Genomic DNA, 20,703 nt, shown 5'->3' on the forward strand with positions numbered 1-20,703 from the left:
GGGCTCTCAGGTGGTGGCCGGTGCGCCGCGGTGGCCCCGGGTGAAGCGGATCGCCATGGTGTCGCCGCCGACGACCACGAAGCTGCCGCCCTCGCAGCGGATGACGGCCTCGCGGACCTGGCCGTTCTCGTCCCCGCGTTCCTCGGTGCGGGTGACCGTCCAGCCGCCTTCGGGAGGCTGCGGCAGGGTCGGCACGGTGGCGAACTCCCACTGCCCCGACGGTACGCACCACTCGGGCAGCCGCGGCCAGGCGCCGGGTCCGACGCGCAGCGTCCAGTCGGAGGCGCAGGTCAGAAGCACCGACTGGCCGTCGGCCAGCAGGAATTCGACCGCCTCCGGCTCCCCCAGCCGTCCCTCCGGGCGGTAGAAGACACCGAGCACTCCGATGATCCGCGCGCCTCTGAGCCAGTCGGCCCTTCCCTGCCGCGGGACCCGCGGTGCGCCCTCTCCGTTCCCCACCCTCATGTGCCAGATCCTTCCCCAGGAGTTCACCGCCCAGGGTCGCATCCTCCGGCCGTGAGCGGCGGGTGCGACTCGGGGTCAGGCGTCCGGTTTGCGGGCCTCGATCAGGAATCGGGTGGTGTGGGCGACGAGCGGCCCCTCGGTCTCGATCAGATGGTGCAGCTCGGCCAGTCGCGGCCGGTACTCCTCGACGGTGAAGCCCGGCACCATCCAGATCACCTTGCGCAGGAAGTAGACGACGGCACCGATGTCGAAGAACTCGGTGCGCAGGGTCTCCGCCCGCAGAGCGACGACGTCCAGCCCGGCCGCCTCGGCCGCCGCCCGCGCCTGTTCGGGGTCGCGGGAGCCGCGCACCTCGGGTGGCTGCGGGCCGAGGAAGTACTCGACGAGCTCGAAGACGCTGGCCGGGCCGACCTGCTGCGAGAAGTACGTGCCGCCGGGGGCGAGCACCCTCGCGATCTCCGTCCACCAGGTGGTCACCGGGTGCCGGCTGACCACCAGGTCGAAGGCGTTGTCGCCGAACGGCAGCGGCGGCTCGTCCGGGTCGGCGACCACGGCCGCGCCGAGCGGGTGCAGGAGTGCGGTGGCGCGGGCGATGTTCGGCGGCCAGGACTCGGTGGCGACGGTGAGCGGCGGCAGCTTCGGTACGGAGGCGAGGACCTCTCCGCCGCCGGTCTGGATGTCGAGCGCGGCCCTGGCCCGCCCCATCCGGTCCGCCATGGCGCGGGCGTAGCCCCAGGAGGGGCGCTGTTCGGTGGCCCGGCCGTCGAGCCAGGAGAAGTCCCAGCCGTCGACGGAGACGGCAGCCGCCTCCGAGACGAGGGCTTCGAATCGCGCGCGTTCTGCTTCGGCTGCTTCGGACATGCGGGAATGGTGTCAGCCGGGTGCCGGGCGGCGCGACCGTATTGTGGCGGGGCGGCGGGGTCAGGCGGCCAGGGCGCCGAGCAGCATGCCCAGCAGCGCGCCCGTGATCATGAACGGGCCGAACGGGATGCCGGTCTTGCGCCCGGCCCGCTTCAGGACCATCAGCCCGAACCCGTACGCCGCACCGAGCAGGAAGCCGGCGAAGCCTCCGGCGAACACCACGGCCCAGCCGTACCAGCCGAGGGCCATGCCCAGTGACAGGGCGAGCTTGACGTCCCCGAAGCCCATTCCGTTCGGGTTGATGACGAAGAGCAGGAAGTAGAAGCCGCCGAGGGCGGCACCGCCGAGCAGGGCGGACAGCCAGGATCCGGCGTGCTCGGGGAGCAGCGCGGCGGCGCCGAGGAGCACGGCGAGGGCCCCGGCGGCGGGCAGGGTCAGCCGGTCGGGCAGCCGGTGGACGCGGCGGTCGACGGTCGCCAGGAGTACGGCGACGGGTGCCAGCAGCAGCCAGACGGCCAGTTCGGGGCGGAGTCCGGTGGCCGCCGCGAGGACCGCGCAGGAGAGCGCGGTGACGACGGGGACGAGGACGCCGGGGGCGTAGCGCGCGGCGGGCGGCGTGCGGTCCGTCCCGCCGTCCGGGTCTCCCGGCGCATCGCCCGGGGTGGTGGTCACCGGCACCGCCGCGCACGGGGCGCACCGGGTGGAGCCGAGCCAGCCGCGGGCGGCCCCGGTCAGGGCGTGGCCCTCGGGGCAGGCGTCGCGCCAGGGGTCCTCCGGCTCGACGGAGAACCGGTAGGCGGCGCGCGGGACCAGCAGTCCGGCCGCTGCGCCCCAGAGTGCGGCGAGCACTGTCAGCATGGCGTCCACGGTGCGACCCTAGGCGGGCGCCCGGCACCGGTCATGGGTCCTGGGGCCCACTGCCACCCGTTCCGGACCCAGTGGCCGTCACCTGGCGCTACCTTCATGGCCATGGCTCAATGGCGCAATGGCAACGGCACGTTGACGGTCACCGACGGACAGGGCGGGCAGGGGGAGGAGATACCGCTGCGGATCGCGGCCTCGTACCGGGCCCGGAGTCGCGGACTGCTCGGGCAGGACGGGATCGACGGTGCTCTCCTGATCACCCCGTGCGGGAGTGTGCACAGTTTCCGGATGCGGTTCACCATCGATGTGGCTTATCTGGACCGGAAGTTCAAGGTCGTGGCGGTCCACACGATGAAGCCCGGCCGCCTCGGCATGCCCCGGCTGCGGGCCCGGCACGTGGTGGAGGCGGAGGCCGGGGCGATGGAGAAGTGGGGGATCCGGCCGGGGGTCCGGGTGGCGGTCGTCCAGAGCGGGATCGACCGGACATGAGCGGGCGGGCGCACGGCGTGCGGCCGTTCACCGCAGTGTGATCACGGTGGCGTCGCCGATCTCCCCCGTGGTGGGGATCGTCCGGGTGTCGCTCGCGCGGTCGCCGATCAGGCGCTTCAGCGACGCCTCGTCCGGCTGGAGCCGGCCCCGTTCGAACAGCACGAGGGTGACCCGTGTGCCGGGGGGCGGTGGGGTGCGGCGGAAGTGCGCGTACGAGGCGGTGTCGCAGCCCGGGTACCAGCCCAGCTCGGGGGCGTACCCGGTGACCAGGAGGCAGGGGCCGTCGGACTTCAGCCGGCGTGCGACCGGCACCGTCGACGCGCTCAGCCGGCCGGGTCCTGGCATGGCCCCGTACGCGACGACCTGGGCGGTGGCGAGCGTGGTGACGACGGCCATGGCGGCGGTGAGGGTGAGCATGAGGGGTGCCCGGCTCCGGCTCAGGTCGGCCAGCTGCTGGACGCCCAGGACCCTGCGCAGGAATCCCATGCCGCTGAGGACCAGCAGGACCACCACGACGGCCCGCCGGGCCGAGATCCAGGAACGGGCGACGAAGTAGACGGTGAGGAGGCAGAAGAGCGTCAGGAGGAGCGCGACCGCTCTCAACGCACCTGCGCTGCCGTGGGTTCGAGTGCGATCCGGCCCTCCTTCCTCCTTCCCTCCCCTCCCCCGATGCCCTGCTCCCCCGCACCCCGCGGGTGGGGCGGGGTATTGCCCGTTGGGCCCGAGTTTGGGGCCAAGGGCCCAGGTCACCCGGCTCGTACACCCGTACGCTCACGTCGACCCGAATGCGGAACTGCGGGCACAGGCATGGCAAGTGGGCGTCGGAGAGGAAGAACCGTGACTGGTGGCGGGGGCTGGGGAAGCGGAGGCGCGGGCCACATACCACCGCGGAACGGGGGTGGTGGCTCCGGCGCGAGCAGTGGCGTGTTCTTCGCACTGACCCGCAGCTGGGCCGCCGGCGCCCTGGTCTACATCGCCGCCGGGTATCTGGTGTCGCGCGGACTGGTCGAGCTGCTGGCCTCCGACGAGCGGCTGACGAGCTTCGGCTGGCGCCTGGCCCTGATCCACGTACCCAGCGTCATCACGACCGTCCTCACGGTCCTGGCCTCCGCCCGTGTGCTGCCCGACGAGCACCGCGAGTCGCGTCTGCTGACCCTCGCCGCCGCCCTCACCGTCCCGCTGGCCGCGCTCGTCTACGGGCTGGCCGTGTCCTGGCATCTCGTGGACGTCGAGGGCACGTTGATGCCGTTCGTCGCGCTGGCGACCGGCGCGGCGGCGGGGCTGGCCGTCGACCGGCTCCTGGACGACCGCGCGGACGAGCCGGAGCCCGCTCCGTACCGGCCGTACTCCTGGCGGGACGGCGGCGCCACCGCCATGGAGTACCTCGGGGTGGTCGTCCTCGTCGTCACGCTGATCGGCGCGATGTCCATGGCGGGTGTCGGCGGCCAGATCGGCGAGCGCATCCGCTGCGCCATCAGCTCGCTGGGCGGCAGCGGTGGCAGCTGCTCCACGGGCGGCGGCGACACCACCGCGAAGCCGAAGACGGACGCCGACTACGAGCCCAAGATGTGCCAGGTCTCCAGCGTCTCCGACACCGTCGGCGACAAGGTCAAGATCGGCTGGTTCGAGTGGGGCAACGAGTACGGCTTCCAGCAGAAGGTCAGCCAGGCCAAGACGGATGTGAACGAGGACGGCAAGGTCGACGAGAACGACAAGCTGGTCTACATGACGTTCACGGACGCCGCCTCGGCCGGTGCCACCGCCAGCACCCCCGGCGTCAAGCTCGGCAACCTGGGCAAGGCGGATGTGGACGTCGGCGGCGGCATCAAGATCACCAACGGTGACACCTGGGTCTTCAAGAGCGAGGAAGAAGCCAAGAAGATGCGGGACGACATCGAAGAAATGAAGATGTGGGAGACCTCCACGAAGTACAGCGGCGGCTACGGCGGCGGCTGGTACTCCGGGATGAAGTGGGCCGACAAGAAGAAGGACGTCGAGAAGAAGATCGGGGACAAGAAGATCTCCTACTCGACCATCGGTCTCAACGTCTACGCGGACGGCGGACTCTCCATCAGCTCGGGCGACGAGGCCAAGCTCGGCGCGAAGCTCGGCGGCAAGGCGAAGTTCTCCCCCGAGGTCACCATCACCAAGGACGACGTCAACGGCAACGAGTCGTACACGTACACCGCCAAGCTCGAACTGGAGGGCAAGGTCGGCGGTTCGGCCGGTCCGCTGGGCGGCACGGCCTCCGCGAAGGACAGCCGGACCGGGGCGGTCACCGTCACCCGTGACCAGAAGACCGGCAAGATCGTCCGCATCGACATGACCCAGACCATCGAGAACGGCTCGACGACCGACAAGGGCGACGTCAGCGGCGACAACGGCGAGAAGGGCAAGGACAAGCGCGGCGGCAAGGTCAGCGGCTCCGACTCCTCCGGCGACACCGGTATCGAGGTCCGGACGAACTCGATCGTCTTCGGCAAGGACACCGACAAGGCCACCGAGGACAAGCGGGCCATCGCCGAGCAGTGGCTGGACGGCTCCGGCAACAACACCGCCCCGTTCGAGTACATGTTCGGCGATCATTCCCTGGAGCAGAAGCCCACCGGAACCGACCCCTTCGACCAGCTGATGTACCAGGACGGCCTGTCGAGCAAGATGAAGTACAACGGTCAGACGGACGCCCAGGAGTTCGGCTTCGAGGTCTCGCTCGGCATGAGTCTGGGATTCTCCATCTCCGACGAGCACAAGAAGGAGACACTGACGGACGCGGAGTTCCTCGGGGCTCCGCAGGGCGACAAGCGCTCGTACCTTCCGTACAGCTACTGCGCGAAGTAGCGGTACGGGAAGCACCGACCGGGCACGACGAAGAGGCGATAGGCGATGACGACGAAGAAGACGTACCGGACGATCGGCGCGACCGCTGCCGCCGCCATCGGCTTCGCCCTGCTCACCGGCTGCGGCGGGGACTCCGCCGCACTCCCGGAGGGCTGGAGCAAGCTCGACACCAAGAGCCTCTCCGTCGGCTACCCCGGGGACAAGGGCTACAAGGAGCAGCCCGCGGCCGACCGGGCCAAGGCCAACGCGGCCGTCGCGCTCAAGGAGGAGGGCGGGCTGCGCACCGGAATGGTCTCCGTGCAGCTCGACTTCGCCACGGGCGTGGACAGCGCCGCCGAGGCGGCTTCCGCGGCGGGCGCCGGCATCGGTCTCGGGGCGACCCGCAAGGGGACCGAGGAGGTGCGGCTCGCGGGTGCGGAGAGCGCCCGTGACGCACACCGGATCGACTACGAGTTCACGTCGAGCGGCGAGGAGCGGACGCCCGCGCCCGGCACCCGGATGACGGGGGTCGTGGTGGCGGGGGTCGATTCGAAGGACGTGCCGTTCGCGGTCCGGATCAATGCGGTGAAGGGCTCGCTGAGCGCGCAGGACCTCGACGCGTTCGTCGACTCGATCACGGTCAAGTAGCGGACCGGGAGCGCTCTTCCATGCAGATCCTGCCCGGCGGCACGGCCACGTTCCTGCTGCTGTTCGGTCTGTTCCTCGGCGCGTTCGCGGTCCGTTCCGCGCTGCGCCTGAACCGGGTGCTGCGGCTGGTGCGGCACGGCGAACACGCCGAGGGGCGGTGCGCGGACCGCCGCACGGTCGACCGGGGTCCGGGCATGGAGCGGAGCTACGCCACCGAGTACGTCTTCGCGTTCCGCACCCGCGACGGCCGCGACATCGAGTTCACCGACCATGCCCCGGGCCCGTTCGGCTTCGAGGTCGGGGCGCCGGTCCGGGTCAGTTACGACCCGGCGGACCCGGCGGGGAACGCCACGGTGGCCGGGCCCGGGGCGTGGGGTCCGGTGGTGATGCCCGCGGTGTTCGCGCTCGGGCTCGGGGTGTTCGCGGTGGGGCTGCTGCTGGGGTTCGCGGCGATGCGGGGCTGGCTCTGAGACACGCCGCTCACGGGCGCGCGGGTGTCAGAACGTGGCCCGGTCGAACGGCATCGGGAGCTTCTCCAGCGCCCCGGCCTCCCGCAGCCGCGTGTTCGCCTCGATGATCGTCTCGATGGCCGGGGACTCCGTACCGCCACGGGTGAGGTCGATGACCAGTCCACCGTGTGCGGTGCGGACGTACGTTCCGGGCAGCCCCTCGGGGGCGAGGGCGGCACGGCCGGCGGAGAGGAAGACCGCCCGGCCGCAGCGGGGGTCGCTGTTCGCCAGGTCGAACCGCTCGGCCACCGCCCGGTACTGGGGCCTGTCGTACACCTGCCCGGCGTCGATCTCCCAGTTCTCCGCGAGGAGGCGCAGGATCTCCGGGGCGCGCCGGATCACCTCCGCGGTTTCGTCCACCTCGCGCGACCGGAAGGCGAGCGAGACGGAGTTCACCGCGTAGTGCGAGGTACTGCCCGCGTGAATGGCCATGGACACCCGCGCCGCAGCGGGGTTCTGCACCCACAGCGATGTCGTGTAGCCCACCACGTCGAGGTCGGGGCCCGTGTTCTTCCGCTCGATGTACTCCGCCAGTGCGGGGACCGAGGGCTCCAGCACGGGATCGGACGGGAGGTCGTCACCGGCCTCGTGCCATACGTCGAACGTCGGGCCGTCGATGTCCTTGAGCGCGGTGAGCGTGCCGGACCAGCGCTCGGCGATGCCCGGCACCGATTCCCCGCGGAGGCCCCAGAAACCGTTGACTACGACGTTCAGCACGACACGTTCTCCTCGGGCTCCGGTCTGCGGTTCCACACCCCGTCCGGCGGTCAGCCGGTCACGTCCCCCGGGGTGTGGATCACCTTAACCGGGATGCCCCGGTCCTCGAACATCTCTCGCGCCGCCTCGGCGACGTCCGGGTCGGACAGGTGCCACTCGACCGGCTTGCCGCGTGCCGCGTCGACCTGCCGGCTTGCCTGGTCCGCCCACCGGTCGGCGACCTTCGTGGTGAGCGTCCCGGTGTCGGCGTTGTAGAAGTCCTTGCCCTTGTACCCGTACTTCGCCTCCAGGTAGGTGCCCCGCGAGGCGTCCCAGCCGTCGAAGTCGACCGGCTTCCCGGTGAGTTTGTCCAGCGGCACCCGGTACTCCTTGCCGCGGCCCACCTTGGAGATCTGCTCCTGGTAGCGGGCGCCCATCTCGGTCGGGTAGTTCCAGACGCCGGGCTTGATCTCCTGCCAGTTGCCCGCGCCGCCGTCCTTGGCCCCGGCCGGCGGGTCCTTGAGGTCCTTGTACCAGGCCGGCTTCGGCTGGTTCTGGGCGTCTTCCAGGGCCTTCCGGCGCTTGGCCGCGTCCGCGGCCTTCTTCGCCTCGTCGGCCAGCTTCTGGGCCTCGTCGGCGGCGGCCTTCTTCTCCGGGTCGACCTCGTCGCACTTCCCCATGAGGAAGCCGACGGGTACGGAGACGGGCGGCGCGGCCAGGAGGCCGGTGCCGGAGCCGGGCAGTCCGACGCCCGCACCGCTGCCGTACGGAACCCGGAGGCGACCGCCCATCCCGACGGTGCAGCCCTTGAGTCCGGCCTGCTCGGCGGCGTCGTCGGCGTGCTGCTGTGCTTCCTTCGCGGCCTTCTCCGCGGCCGTGACATCGCCCGCCTTGGCGGCCTTCTTCGCCTTGTTCGCGGCCTCCGAGGCCTTCTCCGCGAACTCGCCCAGCTTGCCGAGTTTCCCGAGCTTGCCCAGTTTTCCGAGCTTGCCGACGAGCTTGCCCTCGCCGTAGCCGGGGATGAACAGCGAGCCGATGTTCCAGAGACCGGTGCCGATCGCCTGGCCCTCGTTGCCGTTCTTCCACATGTCCCGGACGTCGTCGCCGATGAACACGTCGTCGAGGACCTTGAGGCCGGTGTCGCCGGATGCCTTGGTCCAGTCCCAGACCGCGCCGAGGTAGTCGCCCTTGGACCACTTGTCCCCGGCGCCCTTGGAGTCCTGGCTCCACTTGTCGCCGAGGCTCTTGCCGTAGTCCTTCAGGCCGTCCCACGCCTTGACGGGATGGAAGATCGTGTCGATCGTGCCGGTGATGTCGCCCCACAGCCCGTCGCCGACCAGGCCCTTGAAGAAGCCGCCGGTCTGGTGCGCGGCGCAGGAGAAGAACGCGCCGACGCCGGAGGTGCAGCTCTCGCCGGGCTTGTCGTCGCCGCTGCCGCCGCCGTCGTCCTGGCCGTCGCCGCCGTCCGGCTCGCCGGAGCTGTCCACGTCGTCGCCGCCGTCGTCGACCTGGGTGACGGTGTCGTCCCCGCCGGAGCCTCCGGAGCCGCCCGAGCCGTTGCCCGCGCTGCCCGCCGAGCCGGTTCCGCCGGCGGCGTCGGTCCCGCCGGCGGCGTTGGAGCCCCCGGCCGCGTTGGAGCCTCCGGCCGTGTCCGAACCCCCGGCGGCGTTGGAGCCCCCGGAGTCCGTGCCGCCCGTGGCGACCGATCCGCCCGCTTCCGTACCTCCGGCGTCCGTGCCGCCGGAGGCGGACGAACCGCCGGAGTCCTTGCCGTGTCCCGCCTCCACATTGCTGCCGGGCGCGGGGCAGGCGCTGCCGGTGAGCCGGCAGATCGCGTCCTGCATCCCGCCGGTCAGCTGGGCGCCGATCCCCGTGACGACGAGCCCGCCGATGAGGGCCACGACCACCAGGACCATGCCGAGGTATTCCATCGCGGTCTGACCGGCGTCGTCCCGGCGCCACCTGATCATGCGCGCGATGCTGAACCGCCGGTGCGGCAACCGCTGCTCCAGGGGCAGCTCGAACCATTCGCGCGAGCTCGCCCGGAACAGCAGGACGACGACGGCGACCGGCATCACCAGCTGCGTGACACCGCGGCCGCCCCCGTCCCCACCGAAGGTCGCCAGCGCGCCGAGGACGAGCCAGACGTGTACGGCGAGCAGACCGCGCCGGATCCAGACGCCGCCGGTACGCACATACAGCGAGAGCACGAACGCGAACACGCTCGGCAGCGCCGCGTACAGCAGCAGCCCGAGCAGCCGGCCGTCGACCTCGTCGACCGCCGACGCCACCGTCAGCACACCGATGCCGCCCAGAGCGGCGGCCGCGAAGAGCAGCCGTACGAGGATCAGCACCGCCTGCAGCGGACGCGGCAGGGACTGCCTGCCCCCCGCCCGGCCCACGGCGGTGCCCCCGCCGGCGACATCTCCGCCGGCACCGCCCGAAACCGCAAATCCGCCTATGCCAGACACGACGAGTCCCCCAGCTTGCCGGTGTACGGCCACAGTTCAGCCACTCCACGCATCCGACCACACCGGCACCCTTCGGGGCATGGGCCTCAGGACCCAATGCAAGGCTCAAAGTTGCCGAATACGACGGAAGTCGCGGAGTGGAGCAGCGGGCGGCGGAACCGTCGTTACCGGACGGGCACTTCGCTCCCGAAGAGCATCCAGGGCGACTGGTCGTACGAGGCCACCCCCGCCAACTGCGGCTGCATCGCGGCGATCTCGTGCCGCACGGCCAGCGTGTCCGGCCAACTGTCGAAGTACGTCGTACCGTTGATGACGACACCGCTCCAGTCGGTCGCCACCGAGGCGCCCTCGCGGTCGACGACGAAGCCGATGCAGAGGACGGAGGCCCGCCCTATCGCCTCCCTGATCGCCCTCGCGGCCACCTCCTGCTCGTCCGGGGTCAGCCGCCCGAAGCCGAATTCCAGCGCGACGACCCCGTCCCGCATCCGGCGGACCCGTGCGGGCACGTCGGTCCCGCTGTTCACCCACAACAGGAACTCGACGCTGTCGAGCCTTTGCAGTCCGGCCAGGAGCACCATCTGCTCCCTGGTCACCCACGACGGGGTGCCCCTCGGACCGGGCCCCGGGCCGAGGAGCGTGACCCGCCTCGTGACCGGGTGAGCGAGCCGCAGCCCCGCCGCGTCGAGATCATTGAAGAGCGACTCGGAGTCCGGGCGACTCCAGCCGAGGTGGTACGAGTAGAAGAATCCGTCACTCATCGACACATCACCCCATGCGAGACAGGTGGAGCGTGAAGTTCCAGATGCGTGCGGGCATGCCGGACAGGCGCTCGTTCCGGGCGCCGGCCAGGTGGCTCGCAGTTGGTCGTGCACGAGCCTAATGAGGCCCGGCCCCCGGGGCGTGGGCCCAGGGACCCAGGGGCGGGCCCCATTGGACAATGCGATGGACAGGAGGCGTCCCGTCGCAGATCGTGTACGTCGATGACACGCACCGATTCGCCTCCCGCACGGGACGAGCGCACCCAGCTGGCCACCTTCCTCGACTACGTCCGCGACACCGCACGCGCGAAATGCGAGGGCATCTCGCCGGACGACGCCCGCCGGGCCCCGCTGCCCGGCTCTCCCCTGATGACGATCGCCGGGCTGATCAACCACCTCAGCTGGGTCGAGTACTACTGGTTCGAGGTGGCCTTCCTCGGCGGTGCGGACGAAGGCCCGTGGACGGACGAGGACCCCGACCGCGAGATGCGCATCGCGGTGGACATGCCGCTCGCCGATGTGCTGTCGCTGTACGAGGAACGGACCACCCGCTACCGCGAGTTGGTCGCCTCCCACGACCTGGACACCCCGGCCAAGCGTCCGCGGGGCGACGGCGACCACCCCGATCTGCGCTGGATCGTCCTGCACCTGATCGAGGAGACCGCCCGGCACAACGGCCATCTCGACCTGATCCGGGAGATCGTCGACGGCACCACCGGCGTGTAGGACCGCCCGGCGCGTTGCACCCGCCGGCTAGCCGATCGCGGCGACGGCGGGTGCGATGCGCTCGGCGATCTGGTGGGTGTAACTGACCGGGTGCCGGTCGGGCAGCACCTGGATCTCGCTGATGCCCAGGGCGGCGTACGCCTCGGCGTCGGCGAGGAACGCGGCCGGCTTGTCCAGCACCGGGCCGTTGTACATCACGGTCTTGATGATGGCGTCGTAGTCGCGGTCCTCCGCGGCGCAATGGGCGCGCAGCACGTCGAGCTTGTGGGCCACTTCCTCCTGGCCGGTGGCGAAGAGATTGCAGGCGTCTCCGTAGCGGGCGACCAGGAGCAGGGTCTTCTGCTCGCCCCCGCCGCCGATCATGATGGGCGGGTGCCCGCCGATCGGTTCGGGCACGCACAGCGTCTCGGCCAGCTGGTAGTGCCTGCCCCGGAACGGGCCGTTGTCGTCGCTCCACATCTGGAGGCAGATCCGGATGGCCTCCTCCAGCCGCTCGAACCGTTCGGCGACCGGGACCACCGGCACCCCGAGCCCGTACTGCTCCCGCTCGTACCACGAGGCGCCGATGCCCAGCCTGGCCCTGCCGCCCGACAGCACGTCGAGGCTCGTGACGATCTTCGCCAGCAGGCCGGGGTGCCGGTACATCACTCCCGTGACCATCAGGCCGAGCGTCATCCGCTGGCTCACCGCCGCCACGTAGCCGAGCGTGGTGTAGCCCTCCAGCATCGGTTCGTCGGCGACGCTCTGCCCGGTCTCCATCTGGAAGTAGTGGTCCATCACGGTGAAGGACGCGATCTCCGCCTGCTCGGCGATCCGCACCGACTCCGCGAGCGTGGGCGCGATGAGTGCGGGGTCGGCCGGTGTCGAGTAGTTCCAGTAGTGCAGACCGAGCTTCATGTCCCGCCTCCCGTCCGACGCCGTCGACCACCTTGCGTAGTCGGCGCTCACGCTACGCGGGGTGCCGGTCGTCGGCATGTCGGGCGATGCGCCGGAATGACGGGGTCCGCGGCCGGGCCCGGCGTGCACCGGGAGGCCCTGCGCCGTCAGCCGGCCGCGCCGCAGTGCCTGCACCCCCGCCTGGAACCGTGCCTACAGGGCCCTCGCCCGGTTGTGTTCACGAGGCAGGCTCCGGGCGATCCGCTCGGAGCGTTCCGGGTCCCGCTCCCCCAGCAGGGGGAGAGCACGTTCGCAAGGCAGCCGGCGGCCAGGGGCAGGAGGCTCGCGGGCAGACCGGTCAGGTCCGGATCCTCGTGCACGGAACACGTCTGCGACCCGCAGTTCAGGGCGCGCCCCGGCAGACACATACACCGATCGTTCACCGCGACTCGCCCCCACGGCTTGGATACCTCAACTATCTTATTGCCGTGGACCAGTTGATCACCGAAGATCCCCTGCACATCGGCCCGTACCGTCTGATAGCCCGACTGGGCGCGGGCGGCATGGGCCTGGTGTACCTCGGCCGTTCGGAGGCCGGACGGACCGTGGCCGTGAAGGTGGTGCAGGCCGAACACGCCCAGCATCCCGAATTCCGCAAGCGGTTCGCACGCGAGGTGGCGGCCGCCCGCCGGGTGGGCGGGACGTGGACGGCGGCCGTGCTCGACGCCGACACCGAGGCCGAGGTGCCCTGGGTGGCGACCCAGTACATCCCCGGGCCCGACCTCACCACCGTGGTCGCCAAGGACTTCGGGCCGCTCCCCGAGCACTCGGTCCGCACCCTCGCCAACCGCCTGGCCGTGGCCCTCCAGTCGGTGCACGACGCGGGCCTGATCCACCGCGACCTGAAACCGTCCAACGTACTGGTGACGGTCGACGGGCCGCGCGTGATCGACTTCGGCATCGCGCGGGCCATGGACAGCCTCGCCGGGGACAGCCTGCACACCCGCACCGGGATGCTGATCGGCTCGCCCGGCTTCATGTCGCCCGAGCAGGTGCGCGGACTCGAACTCACCCCGGCCAGCGATGTGTTCTGCCTGGGCGCGGTCCTCGTCCACGCCGCCACCGGCCGCCTTCTCTTCGGCGCCACGGAGACCGGCCTGAACGCCCACCTCTTCCGGATCGCGGAGGAGGAACCGGACCTGACCGGCGTACCGGAGTCGCTCCTCGACCTCGTACGCGCGTGTCTGCACAAGGACCCGGCACAGCGGCCCACGCCCGCAGACATAGCCGCGCGCACGGCCGCCGAACCGGGCGGCGAGTGGCTTCCGGGCTCGGTGCTCGCCCAACTCGGCCGTCATGCGGCCCAGTTGCTTGACTTCGCCCCGGAGACGAGGACCGCACAGCCGGACCCGCGCGTCCCGGCCCAGCCGCAGTACGCCGACCGGCCCCGGCCGCTCCCCCCGCAGCCCGCGTACACCCCGACGACGCCGGCGGACCGCCACCCGTCCGCGGGGTTCGGACCGCCCCCGGGCCCGCCGGTGCCGTCGTTCCCGGCCGGTGTCCAGGCTCCGCACCCCATGCGGTGGTGGGGGCTGGGGATGGCCGCGCTGGCACAGCTGCTGGTGCTGACCGGCACGGCGATCACGAACGCCGCGCTGCCGGCCATCTACACCGAGCTGGGCGCCTCCTCCGACGACCTGCGCCTGTTCTCCACCACCAACATGCTGGCCTTCGGCGTACTGCTGCTGCTCGGCGGGCACCTCTGTGATCTCGCGGGCCGCAAACGGGTGTTCATCATCGGCTCGGCCGGTTTCGCGGCGGCCTTCGTGATCGCGGGCCTGGCACCCTCCTCCGCCCTGTTCATCCTCGCCGGCGCGTTGCAGGGCATGTCCGCCGCGCTGCTCTCGTCGTCCGCGCTGGCCCTGGTGACCGCCGGATTCAGCGATCCGAAGGAGCGCGGCAGGGCCTTCGGGATCTACGCCGCGGTCGTCGGCAGCGGCATGACGTTCGGCATGTTCACGAGCGCATGGCTGATCGAGGCCCTGAGCTGGCGCGTGTGCATGTACGCCGCTGCCGGGCTCGCTCTGCTCATCGCGGTCTGCGCGGCCCCGCTGGTGCACGACCCGCACCCGGTCCGCACCCCTGCCCGCCCCGACGTGCCGGGCCTGCTGCTCGGCACCGGCGGGCTCACCGCGCTCGCCCTCGGCTTCGACAGGGCCGGGGTGGTCTACGACGGCGACACGGCCAGGACGGCGGGCTGGACCACCCCGCTGACCCTGATCCTCCTCGTGGGCGGCGCCCTCCTGCTGGTGGCCTTCGTGCGGCGGCAGACCGGTTCACCCAGCCCGCTCGTCCCGGCGCACGTCCTGGGGGACCGCAACCGGGTGGGCTCCCTCCTCGCCCTGTTCTTCCTCGGCCTGGTCCTGCTCGTCACGTTCCTGACCCTGACCAGGTATTTCCAGGGCGTCGTCGACTACCCCATGGGCCGGAGCGCAATGGCTCTGCTGCCGATGGCCGCAGCGGCCGTCATCGCCTCCACCCAGGTCGCCGCCCGACTCTGCGACCGGCTGGCACCCCGCAATCTGATCGTGCCGGGCCTGCTGCTGACGGCGGTCGGCCTGGCGATCCTGACCGGGATCGATGCCGACAGCTTCGTGTACACCGCGCAGGTGCTGCCGGGCACGCTGCTCATCGGCTTCGGTGCCGGTCTGGCCTTCACGCCGCTCTTCACCACCGCGACCGGCTCAATCGCCCCGCAGGACTCCGGCGGGACCTCGGCGGTGGTCCTCGCGGCCCAGAATCTGGGCGGCTGGGCCGCCTGGCCCGTGTTCGGCACCGTCCTCGCATCGGCGATCTCCGCGCGGCTGTCCGATGCGTCGGGCATTCCCGCACCGCTGGTCAATGCGGCCAAGGCCGGATTCCCGCTCAGCAGGCACAGCCTGCCGGCATCGTTCTCCGGCACTCTGGACCAGGTCAACGAAGCGGTCGTGGGCGGGTACTCCGTCGCCCTCTGGTGGACGGCCGGCCTCACCCTGCTCGCGAGCCTGCTCGCCGGCCTGATGATCACGGCCAGGGCTCCCAAGCGGTGACGCCCCGGGCGGGCGGCCCCGCGCACCATCCCAACGATCAACCCTGAGGCCGCAGTTGTGCGTCACTGGCACCGAGGGGGCAGCCCCTGCCCCCTCGGCGACCTGGAGGCAAGACGCATGAGGCAACGGTCTGTACGCATCTCCGCACTCGCCCTGGCGGTGACCGCGGCCGTGGGAGCATCCGCATTCGCCCCGTCCGCACACGCGGTGCGGTCACCGCACGCGGCGCAGTCGACGCCCGGCCACGAGGCGACCCGGTCGGCGCTGCGTGATCTGGTCGAGAAGGGCGGACAGCCCGGAGTCGCCGCCAAGACCATGGACAGCAGGGGCAGTTGGTACGGGGCGGCCGGTTACGCCGACACCGCCACCGGCCGCGAGCGTTCCCCCGGCGACCACTTCCGCGGGGCCAGCATCACCAAGACGTTCATCGCGACCGTCCTGCTCCAGCTGGAGGCGGAGGGGCGGCTGAGCCTGGACGACACGGTCGAGACATGGCTGCCCGGCCTGGTGCGGGGCAACGGGTACGACGGCAGCCGGATCACCCTGCGCCGGCTGCTCAACCACACCAGCGGCATCGCGAACTACACCGCGGACCCCGAGTTCGTGCACAACGCCGCGGGCCCCGGCTTCCCCGAGCACCGGTACGACACCCACACGCCCGAGGAACTGGTGGCGATCGCGCTGAAGTACCCGCCGCAGCCCGATCCGGAGAAGGCGCCGTCGTACTCGAACACCAACTTCGTGATAGCCGGGATGGTCGTCGAGAAGGCGACGGGCCATTCGTACGCGCAGGAGGTCACCCGCCGCATCATCCGGCCGCTGAAGCTGCGCGGTACGTCGTTCCCCGGCACGTCGCCGCAGATGCCGGACCCGCACCCCGTCGCGTACTCCCGCTTCCACCAGGACGCCCCGGACGCCGAGATCCATGACGCCACCGAGCAGAACATGACCTGGCTGGGCGCGGCCGGCGACATCATCTCCACTACCGGCGATCTCAACCGTTTCCAACGCGCTCTGATACGCGGCGAATTGCTGCCTCCCGCGCAGATGGAGGAGATGCTCGACGAGGTGCCTTCTGGCGACGGGACCGGCTACGGACTCGGGGTCGAGTTCGCTCAGCTGTCCTGCGGCGTGAAGGTGGTGGGCAAGAGCGGCCGTACGAACGGTTCGCTGTCCGCGATGGTCGGCACGCCGGACGGGAAGCACCAGCTGACGTTCAACGTCAACGGCGACTGGCTGCAGGACGGATCGCTCTACGTCAACGCGATCGAGGCGGAGTTCTGCGGCAAGACGCCACTCTCGACGCGGCAGCCTTCCAGAACCCTTCCCGACTCCCTCCCCGACTCCCTTCCCGATTCGTTCGCCACCCGCCCCGGGTCCGGGGACTGACCCAGGGCCTGTCCGGCGGATCAGGGTCGGACAGGGCGCGGCGTCTGGTGCGGTGCATCGCAAGGCGCCGGAGCGTCTTAATAGCACCGGCACCAGCACCAGCACCAGCACGTGTGTTCGATGGGCCCCATCCCTTTGGCCCAAGGGGATGGGGCCCTGATCGTTTCGGCGACGACCGATGAGTTTCTCCACGTTCCGCGGTCGGTCATTGAGCAATAGATTGGTGCACCGCACCCGCGAAGACCTTGGGAGACCTCAGATGCGCACCCTGATCAGCACCGCCTTCATCTCGCTCGACGGCGTGGTGGAGGCCCCGGGCGGGGAGTCCGGCTACCGGAACGCGGGGTGGACCTTCAAGGACATCGAGTTCGTCCCGGAGGCCTTCGAGATCAAGGGCCGCGAGCAGCAGGAAGCCACCGCGATGATGCTGGGCCGGGTCAGCTACCAGGCGTTCAGCCCGGTCTGGCCGGACATGGCGGACTTCGCCGACTACAAGGTGATGCCGAAGTACGTCGTCTCCACCACCCTCACCGAGGACGACCTGGTCCAGAACTGGGGCGAGACCACGATCCTGCGCTCGCTCGACGAGATCGCCGCCCTGAAGGAGACCGACGGCGGCCCGGTCATCATCCACGGCAGCGCCACCCTCAACCGTGCCCTCTCCGACGCCGGCCTGATCGACCGCTACCACCTCCTGGTCTTCCCCCTGCTCCTCGGCGCGGGCAAGCGCCTGTTCAGCGACGCGGACAAGGACACCCAGAAGCTGAAGCTCGTCGAGCACGAGGCGTACTCCAACGGCCTGCAGAAGAACGTCTTCGACGTCGTCCGCTGAAGCCTCCTCCCGGCCCCGCGCCGGGCCTCGCTAGGATCACCCTCCATGGCCGGTACAGACGTCGCACACAAGCAGCCCTTCCTCGTGCTGCACGACTACGGCATGGGCGGTCTGTGGTGGTGGGTCCGTGCACGGTCCGCGCGGGAGGTGCTCGAAACGTTCGCCTGGGTCGAGGTGATCACCGACCCGGAGACCCTGGCCGGGTTCAGGGACGAGGGTCTGGAGGAGGTCGACATCGACGCGTCCCGGATGCCGCCGGGACTGGACGGCCTGCACGCCGAGCGCGCCGCCCAACGCGGCCGTACGAACTTCGGCGCGCTCGCCGACAGGGACATCGTCCACCTGCGTCTCCGTGGCGACGACGAGGACGGCGAACCGGTCGACCAGCTGGTGGAAGTCGGCCCCGACGGGCGCCGGTTCCGCCAGGTGGAGGTGGCCGAGGACGGAACCGCCGTACGCAGCAGCCCCGACGACTGGCTGTTCAACCCGCCGGTCGTGGACCTCTTCGACCCGGCGCTGCCGGGCCAGGAGATCAGCCGCCACGACTTCGAGGAACAGTGGGCAAGGGCCCGCCAGGAAGACTTCGGTCTGTAGACGCGCATGCCGTGTGGTGTGATGACCCCGTGAGCCGCGCCGTGGAGGAGACCAACCGCCGGATGCTCAGGGCGCGGGACGCGATGGACCGCGCCTACGCGCAGCCGCTGGACGTCCCGGCCCTGGCCCGGATCGCGCATGTGTCCCCGGCACACTTCACCCGTACGTTCCGGGCCACGTTCGGCGAGACACCCCACCGCTACCTGCAACGCCGCCGTGTCGAGCGCGCGATGTTCCTCCTGCGGGAGACCGACCGCAGCGTGACGGACATCTGCTACGAAGTCGGCTTCGGCAGCTCGGGGACGTTCAGCCGTACGTTCCACGACATCGTCGGCCGGTCGCCGAGAACGTACCGCAAGGAAGCGACGGCCACGGGCGTCCCGACGTGTTTCACCATGACATGGATGCGGCCGAGCACCTGAGCAGATTTGGATAAGTTTTCTTCGAGCGTGCCCCGTAGCGTGATGCACATGTTCAACGCCATCACGCAATCGCAGATTTACGTCCTCGACCAGGACGAGGCCCTCGACTTCTACGTCGGCAAGCTCGGCCTGGAGGTCAGCGCCGATGTGGACATGGGCTTCATGCGCTGGCTGACCGTCAGCATCCCCGGCCACCCCGAGCGCCAGATCATGCTGGAGAAGCCGGGCGCCCCGGCCATGTCCGAGGAAACGGCCCAGCAGGTACGGGAGTTGGTGACCAAGGGCGCGATGGGCGGCTGGCTCATCTTCACCACGGACGACTGCCGCAAGACGTACGAGACGCTGCTGGCCCAGGGCGTCGAGTTCACCGAGGAGCCCACCGACCGCCCGTACGGAACCGACTGCGGCCTGCGCGACCCCTTCGGCAACCGCATCCGCTTCACCCAGCCGAAGAGCTGAGCGCATTCCCGATCGCACAGCGGGGGCCGGAGCGAGAGCGCTCCGGCCCCCGCTTGCGTGTGTCCGGAGCGGGCGCGGACGACCACCGTTGCGGCCTCGCCCAGGACACTGGCCGATCTGTTCGGCGGGCAGCCTCGGCGAGGCAGCTGAACCAGACGGCCGGACGACGGAACGGCGCCATGTAGGCCATGGAGGCCGGCCAGGTCGAACGCGAGGGCGGCGGCCCGAAGGCGAAGGCCCAGCCCGCCGGGCAACGCCCTGGATCACCCCGAACACCCGATATGACCCGCGCCACGGGCGTAACCCTCGCCACATCGAACAAACCTAGCGCCCACTCGGTTTTCGTGCTTTTCTGTGCTTGCCCGCAGGTCGAACGCCCGGCCCGCGGCTCAGGTGCACCCCCTCTCGCCCCGCAGGGGCACGGCCACCAAGGAAGTTGGTCATGAGCACATCCGAGACCCGGCACGCGTCCGACCCCCCGCGGAACGTCGTCACGGACACAGCGCAGGACACGCCGCCGGCCGGACGCCGCGGCAACCTGGGCGGGCTGCTCTCGCTGCTCGCCGTCGGCAACATCGCGATGTACATGGTCTACATGGGGGTCGGGCAGGTTCTGCTGCCGCTCCAGGTGGAGGCCATCGACCCGGCTGACAAGGTCGCCAACTTCGGTCTGGTCTCCGGCATCTCCGCGATCTTCGCGACGCTCTTCAACCCACTCGCCGGTGTCCTCTCGGACCGATCCCGGCGGCGAAATCCCTGGATCCTCGGCGGCGGCATCGCGGCCCTGGGCGCGCTCGCGCTGCTCGGTGCGATGAAGTCGATCCTCCTGGTCACCATCGGCTGGTGCCTGGTGCAGGCGACGATGAACGTCTACCAGGCGGCCATCACCGCGGTCGTGCCCGACCGGGTGCCGATCGAGCGCCGCGGGCTCGCCTCGGCGACGGTGGGCATCGGCATCCCGGTCGGCTCGATGGTCGGTGTCGCGCTGGCCACCATGTTCGTGCCGCACGACGTGCCCACCGGGTATCTGGTGCTCGGCGCGGTCATCGCGGGCGCGGCGGTGCTGTTCACCTCGCTGGCGCGGGAACGGAAGCTGCCCGAGCAGGACACCGTGCCGCTGGGCAAGCAGCTGGCCGCGTTCGCGGCGGCGCTGCGGGTGGCGGACTTCCGGTGGGCGTTCGTCGGCCGGTTCCTGCTGACGCTCGGCTACTTCGTGATCGTGGTGTACCAGCTGTACATCCTCCAGGACCACATCGAGCTGCCGAAGAGCCTGAGCCCGACCGACGCGATCACGATCATGACGCCCGTGAACTCGATCGCGATGCTGCTCGCGACGGTCGCCGGCGGTGTCCTCTCCGACCGGATCGGCCGCCGCAAGCCGTTCATCGCGGCCTCCTGCGTACTCACCGCGGTCGGCATGGTGGTGCCGCTGGTCAGCCCGGACTGGACCGGCATGCTGGTCTTCTCCGTCATCAACGGGCTCGGCTTCGGCTGTTTCATGGCGGTGGACACCGCCCTGGTCACCCTGGTGCTGCCGAGCGCGGAGGACGCCGCCCGCGACATGGGCGTGCTGAACATCGCCAACGCCGGCCCGCAGATCATCGCCCCGTTCGTCGCCTCCCTGGTGGTCGGCACGTTCGGCGGCTACGACGCCCTGTTCGTGGTCGCCGCCGTGGTCACGGCCCTCGGCGCCCTGTCCGTCGTCCCGATCCGCAGCGTGCGCTGACCGTCCCGGCCG

20 protein-coding genes are annotated in these 20,703 nt (G+C 70.7%); 12 read left to right on the plus strand and 8 right to left on the minus strand.

The genetic code is table 11. The features are described from left to right. Nucleotides 1–6: 6 nt before the first annotated feature. From BT364_RS05860 to BT364_RS05870, 3 genes are all read right to left on the minus strand, one after another. The gene (locus BT364_RS05860; RefSeq protein ID WP_072484006.1) at nucleotides 7–465 is read right to left on the minus strand and encodes a hypothetical protein; all 459 of its coding nucleotides are present in this window, start codon (nucleotides 463–465) and stop codon (nucleotides 7–9) included. 75 nt (nucleotides 466–540) lie between these two features. Next, nucleotides 541–1,326 (minus strand): class I SAM-dependent methyltransferase, encoded by a 786-nt coding sequence (locus BT364_RS05865; RefSeq protein ID WP_072484007.1) that lies wholly within the window; start codon nucleotides 1,324–1,326, stop codon nucleotides 541–543. Nucleotides 1,327–1,386: 60 nt separating this feature from the next. After that, nucleotides 1,387–2,193 (minus strand): prepilin peptidase, encoded by an 807-nt coding sequence (locus BT364_RS05870; protein WP_072484008.1) that lies wholly within the window; start codon nucleotides 2,191–2,193, stop codon nucleotides 1,387–1,389. Nucleotides 2,194–2,295: 102 nt separating this feature from the next. On the opposite strand from BT364_RS05870, the gene BT364_RS05875 reads away from it, so the two are divergent. Next, on the plus strand, nucleotides 2,296–2,679 hold the full coding sequence (locus tag BT364_RS05875; protein WP_079179326.1) for a DUF192 domain-containing protein: 384 nt from the start codon (nucleotides 2,296–2,298) through the stop codon (nucleotides 2,677–2,679). 27 nt (nucleotides 2,680–2,706) lie between these two features. On the opposite strand, the gene BT364_RS05880 is transcribed toward BT364_RS05875, so the two are convergent. Next, nucleotides 2,707–3,282 carry a hypothetical protein gene (locus BT364_RS05880; protein ID WP_072484010.1) on the minus strand — a complete coding sequence of 192 codons (576 nt, stop codon included), beginning with the start codon at nucleotides 3,280–3,282 and terminating at the stop codon, nucleotides 2,707–2,709. A 234-nt stretch (nucleotides 3,283–3,516) separates the two neighbouring features. Between BT364_RS05880 and BT364_RS05885 the strand changes: the two genes are divergently transcribed. From BT364_RS05885 to BT364_RS05895, 3 genes are read left to right on the plus strand one after another with little or no spacing between them, the layout of a single operon-like run. Further along, a complete protein-coding gene (locus tag BT364_RS05885) occupies nucleotides 3,517–5,517 on the plus strand; it encodes a hypothetical protein (RefSeq protein WP_072484011.1) in 2,001 nt (666 codons plus the stop codon). Between the two features lie 45 nt (nucleotides 5,518–5,562). Further along, on the plus strand, nucleotides 5,563–6,144 hold the full coding sequence (locus BT364_RS05890) for a hypothetical protein (protein ID WP_072484012.1): 582 nt from the start codon (nucleotides 5,563–5,565) through the stop codon (nucleotides 6,142–6,144). A 20-nt stretch (nucleotides 6,145–6,164) separates the two neighbouring features. Beyond that, entirely contained in the window at nucleotides 6,165–6,614 is a 450-nt protein-coding gene (locus tag BT364_RS05895) for a DUF3592 domain-containing protein (RefSeq protein WP_072484013.1), read from the plus strand. Nucleotides 6,615–6,641: 27 nt separating this feature from the next. Here the strand turns inward: BT364_RS05895 and BT364_RS05900 are convergent, their stop codons facing one another. The 3 genes from BT364_RS05900 to BT364_RS05910 all read right to left on the minus strand — a co-directional run bounded on the left by BT364_RS05900 (nucleotide 6,642) and on the right by BT364_RS05910 (nucleotide 10,578). Continuing rightward, nucleotides 6,642–7,370, minus strand: coding sequence for an Imm52 family immunity protein (locus BT364_RS05900; protein WP_072484014.1), 729 nt, complete (start codon nucleotides 7,368–7,370; stop codon nucleotides 6,642–6,644). Nucleotides 7,371–7,420: 50 nt separating this feature from the next. Beyond that, nucleotides 7,421–9,703, minus strand: coding sequence for a Tox-REase-5 domain-containing protein (locus BT364_RS05905; protein WP_256259598.1), 2,283 nt, complete (start codon nucleotides 9,701–9,703; stop codon nucleotides 7,421–7,423). Nucleotides 9,704–9,984: 281 nt separating this feature from the next. Further along, entirely contained in the window at nucleotides 9,985–10,578 is a 594-nt protein-coding gene (locus BT364_RS05910) for a hypothetical protein (protein WP_072484196.1), read from the minus strand. Between the two features lie 222 nt (nucleotides 10,579–10,800). On the opposite strand from BT364_RS05910, the gene BT364_RS05915 reads away from it, so the two are divergent. Next, nucleotides 10,801–11,304: a DinB family protein gene (locus BT364_RS05915; protein WP_072484016.1), complete on the plus strand. Its 504-nt coding sequence runs from the start codon at nucleotides 10,801–10,803 to the stop codon at nucleotides 11,302–11,304. Nucleotides 11,305–11,331: 27 nt separating this feature from the next. On the opposite strand, the gene BT364_RS05920 is transcribed toward BT364_RS05915, so the two are convergent. Next, on the minus strand, nucleotides 11,332–12,201 hold the full coding sequence (locus BT364_RS05920; protein WP_072484017.1) for an LLM class F420-dependent oxidoreductase: 870 nt from the start codon (nucleotides 12,199–12,201) through the stop codon (nucleotides 11,332–11,334). Between the two features lie 467 nt (nucleotides 12,202–12,668). Here BT364_RS05920 and BT364_RS39025 point away from each other — a divergent pair, with 467 nt between their 5' ends. The 7 genes from BT364_RS39025 to BT364_RS05960 all read left to right on the plus strand — a co-directional run bounded on the left by BT364_RS39025 (nucleotide 12,669) and on the right by BT364_RS05960 (nucleotide 20,691). Then, nucleotides 12,669–15,269, plus strand: a complete 2,601-nt coding sequence (locus tag BT364_RS39025) for a bifunctional serine/threonine protein kinase/MFS transporter (protein ID WP_079179327.1) — start codon at nucleotides 12,669–12,671, stop codon at nucleotides 15,267–15,269. Nucleotides 15,270–15,386: 117 nt separating this feature from the next. Next, complete coding sequence (locus BT364_RS05935; RefSeq protein WP_072484018.1) at nucleotides 15,387–16,658, plus strand: serine hydrolase domain-containing protein; 1,272 nt, start codon at nucleotides 15,387–15,389, stop codon at nucleotides 16,656–16,658. 259 nt (nucleotides 16,659–16,917) lie between these two features. After that, entirely contained in the window at nucleotides 16,918–17,490 is a 573-nt protein-coding gene (locus BT364_RS05940; RefSeq protein WP_072484019.1) for a dihydrofolate reductase family protein, read from the plus strand. Between the two features lie 45 nt (nucleotides 17,491–17,535). Continuing rightward, on the plus strand, nucleotides 17,536–18,084 hold the full coding sequence (locus BT364_RS05945) for a hypothetical protein (protein WP_218172407.1): 549 nt from the start codon (nucleotides 17,536–17,538) through the stop codon (nucleotides 18,082–18,084). A gap of 29 nt (nucleotides 18,085–18,113) precedes the next feature. Next, complete coding sequence (locus BT364_RS05950; protein WP_177328031.1) at nucleotides 18,114–18,506, plus strand: helix-turn-helix domain-containing protein; 393 nt, start codon at nucleotides 18,114–18,116, stop codon at nucleotides 18,504–18,506. A 48-nt stretch (nucleotides 18,507–18,554) separates the two neighbouring features. Beyond that, on the plus strand, nucleotides 18,555–18,965 hold the full coding sequence (locus BT364_RS05955) for a VOC family protein (RefSeq protein WP_072484200.1): 411 nt from the start codon (nucleotides 18,555–18,557) through the stop codon (nucleotides 18,963–18,965). 442 nt (nucleotides 18,966–19,407) lie between these two features. After that, on the plus strand, nucleotides 19,408–20,691 hold the full coding sequence (locus tag BT364_RS05960; protein WP_079179328.1) for an MFS transporter: 1,284 nt from the start codon (nucleotides 19,408–19,410) through the stop codon (nucleotides 20,689–20,691). Nucleotides 20,692–20,703 lie beyond the last annotated feature (12 nt).

It is taken from the genome of Streptomyces atratus (assembly GCF_900119365.1).
GTDB classification, from domain to species: domain Bacteria; phylum Actinomycetota; class Actinomycetes; order Streptomycetales; family Streptomycetaceae; genus Streptomyces; species Streptomyces atratus_B.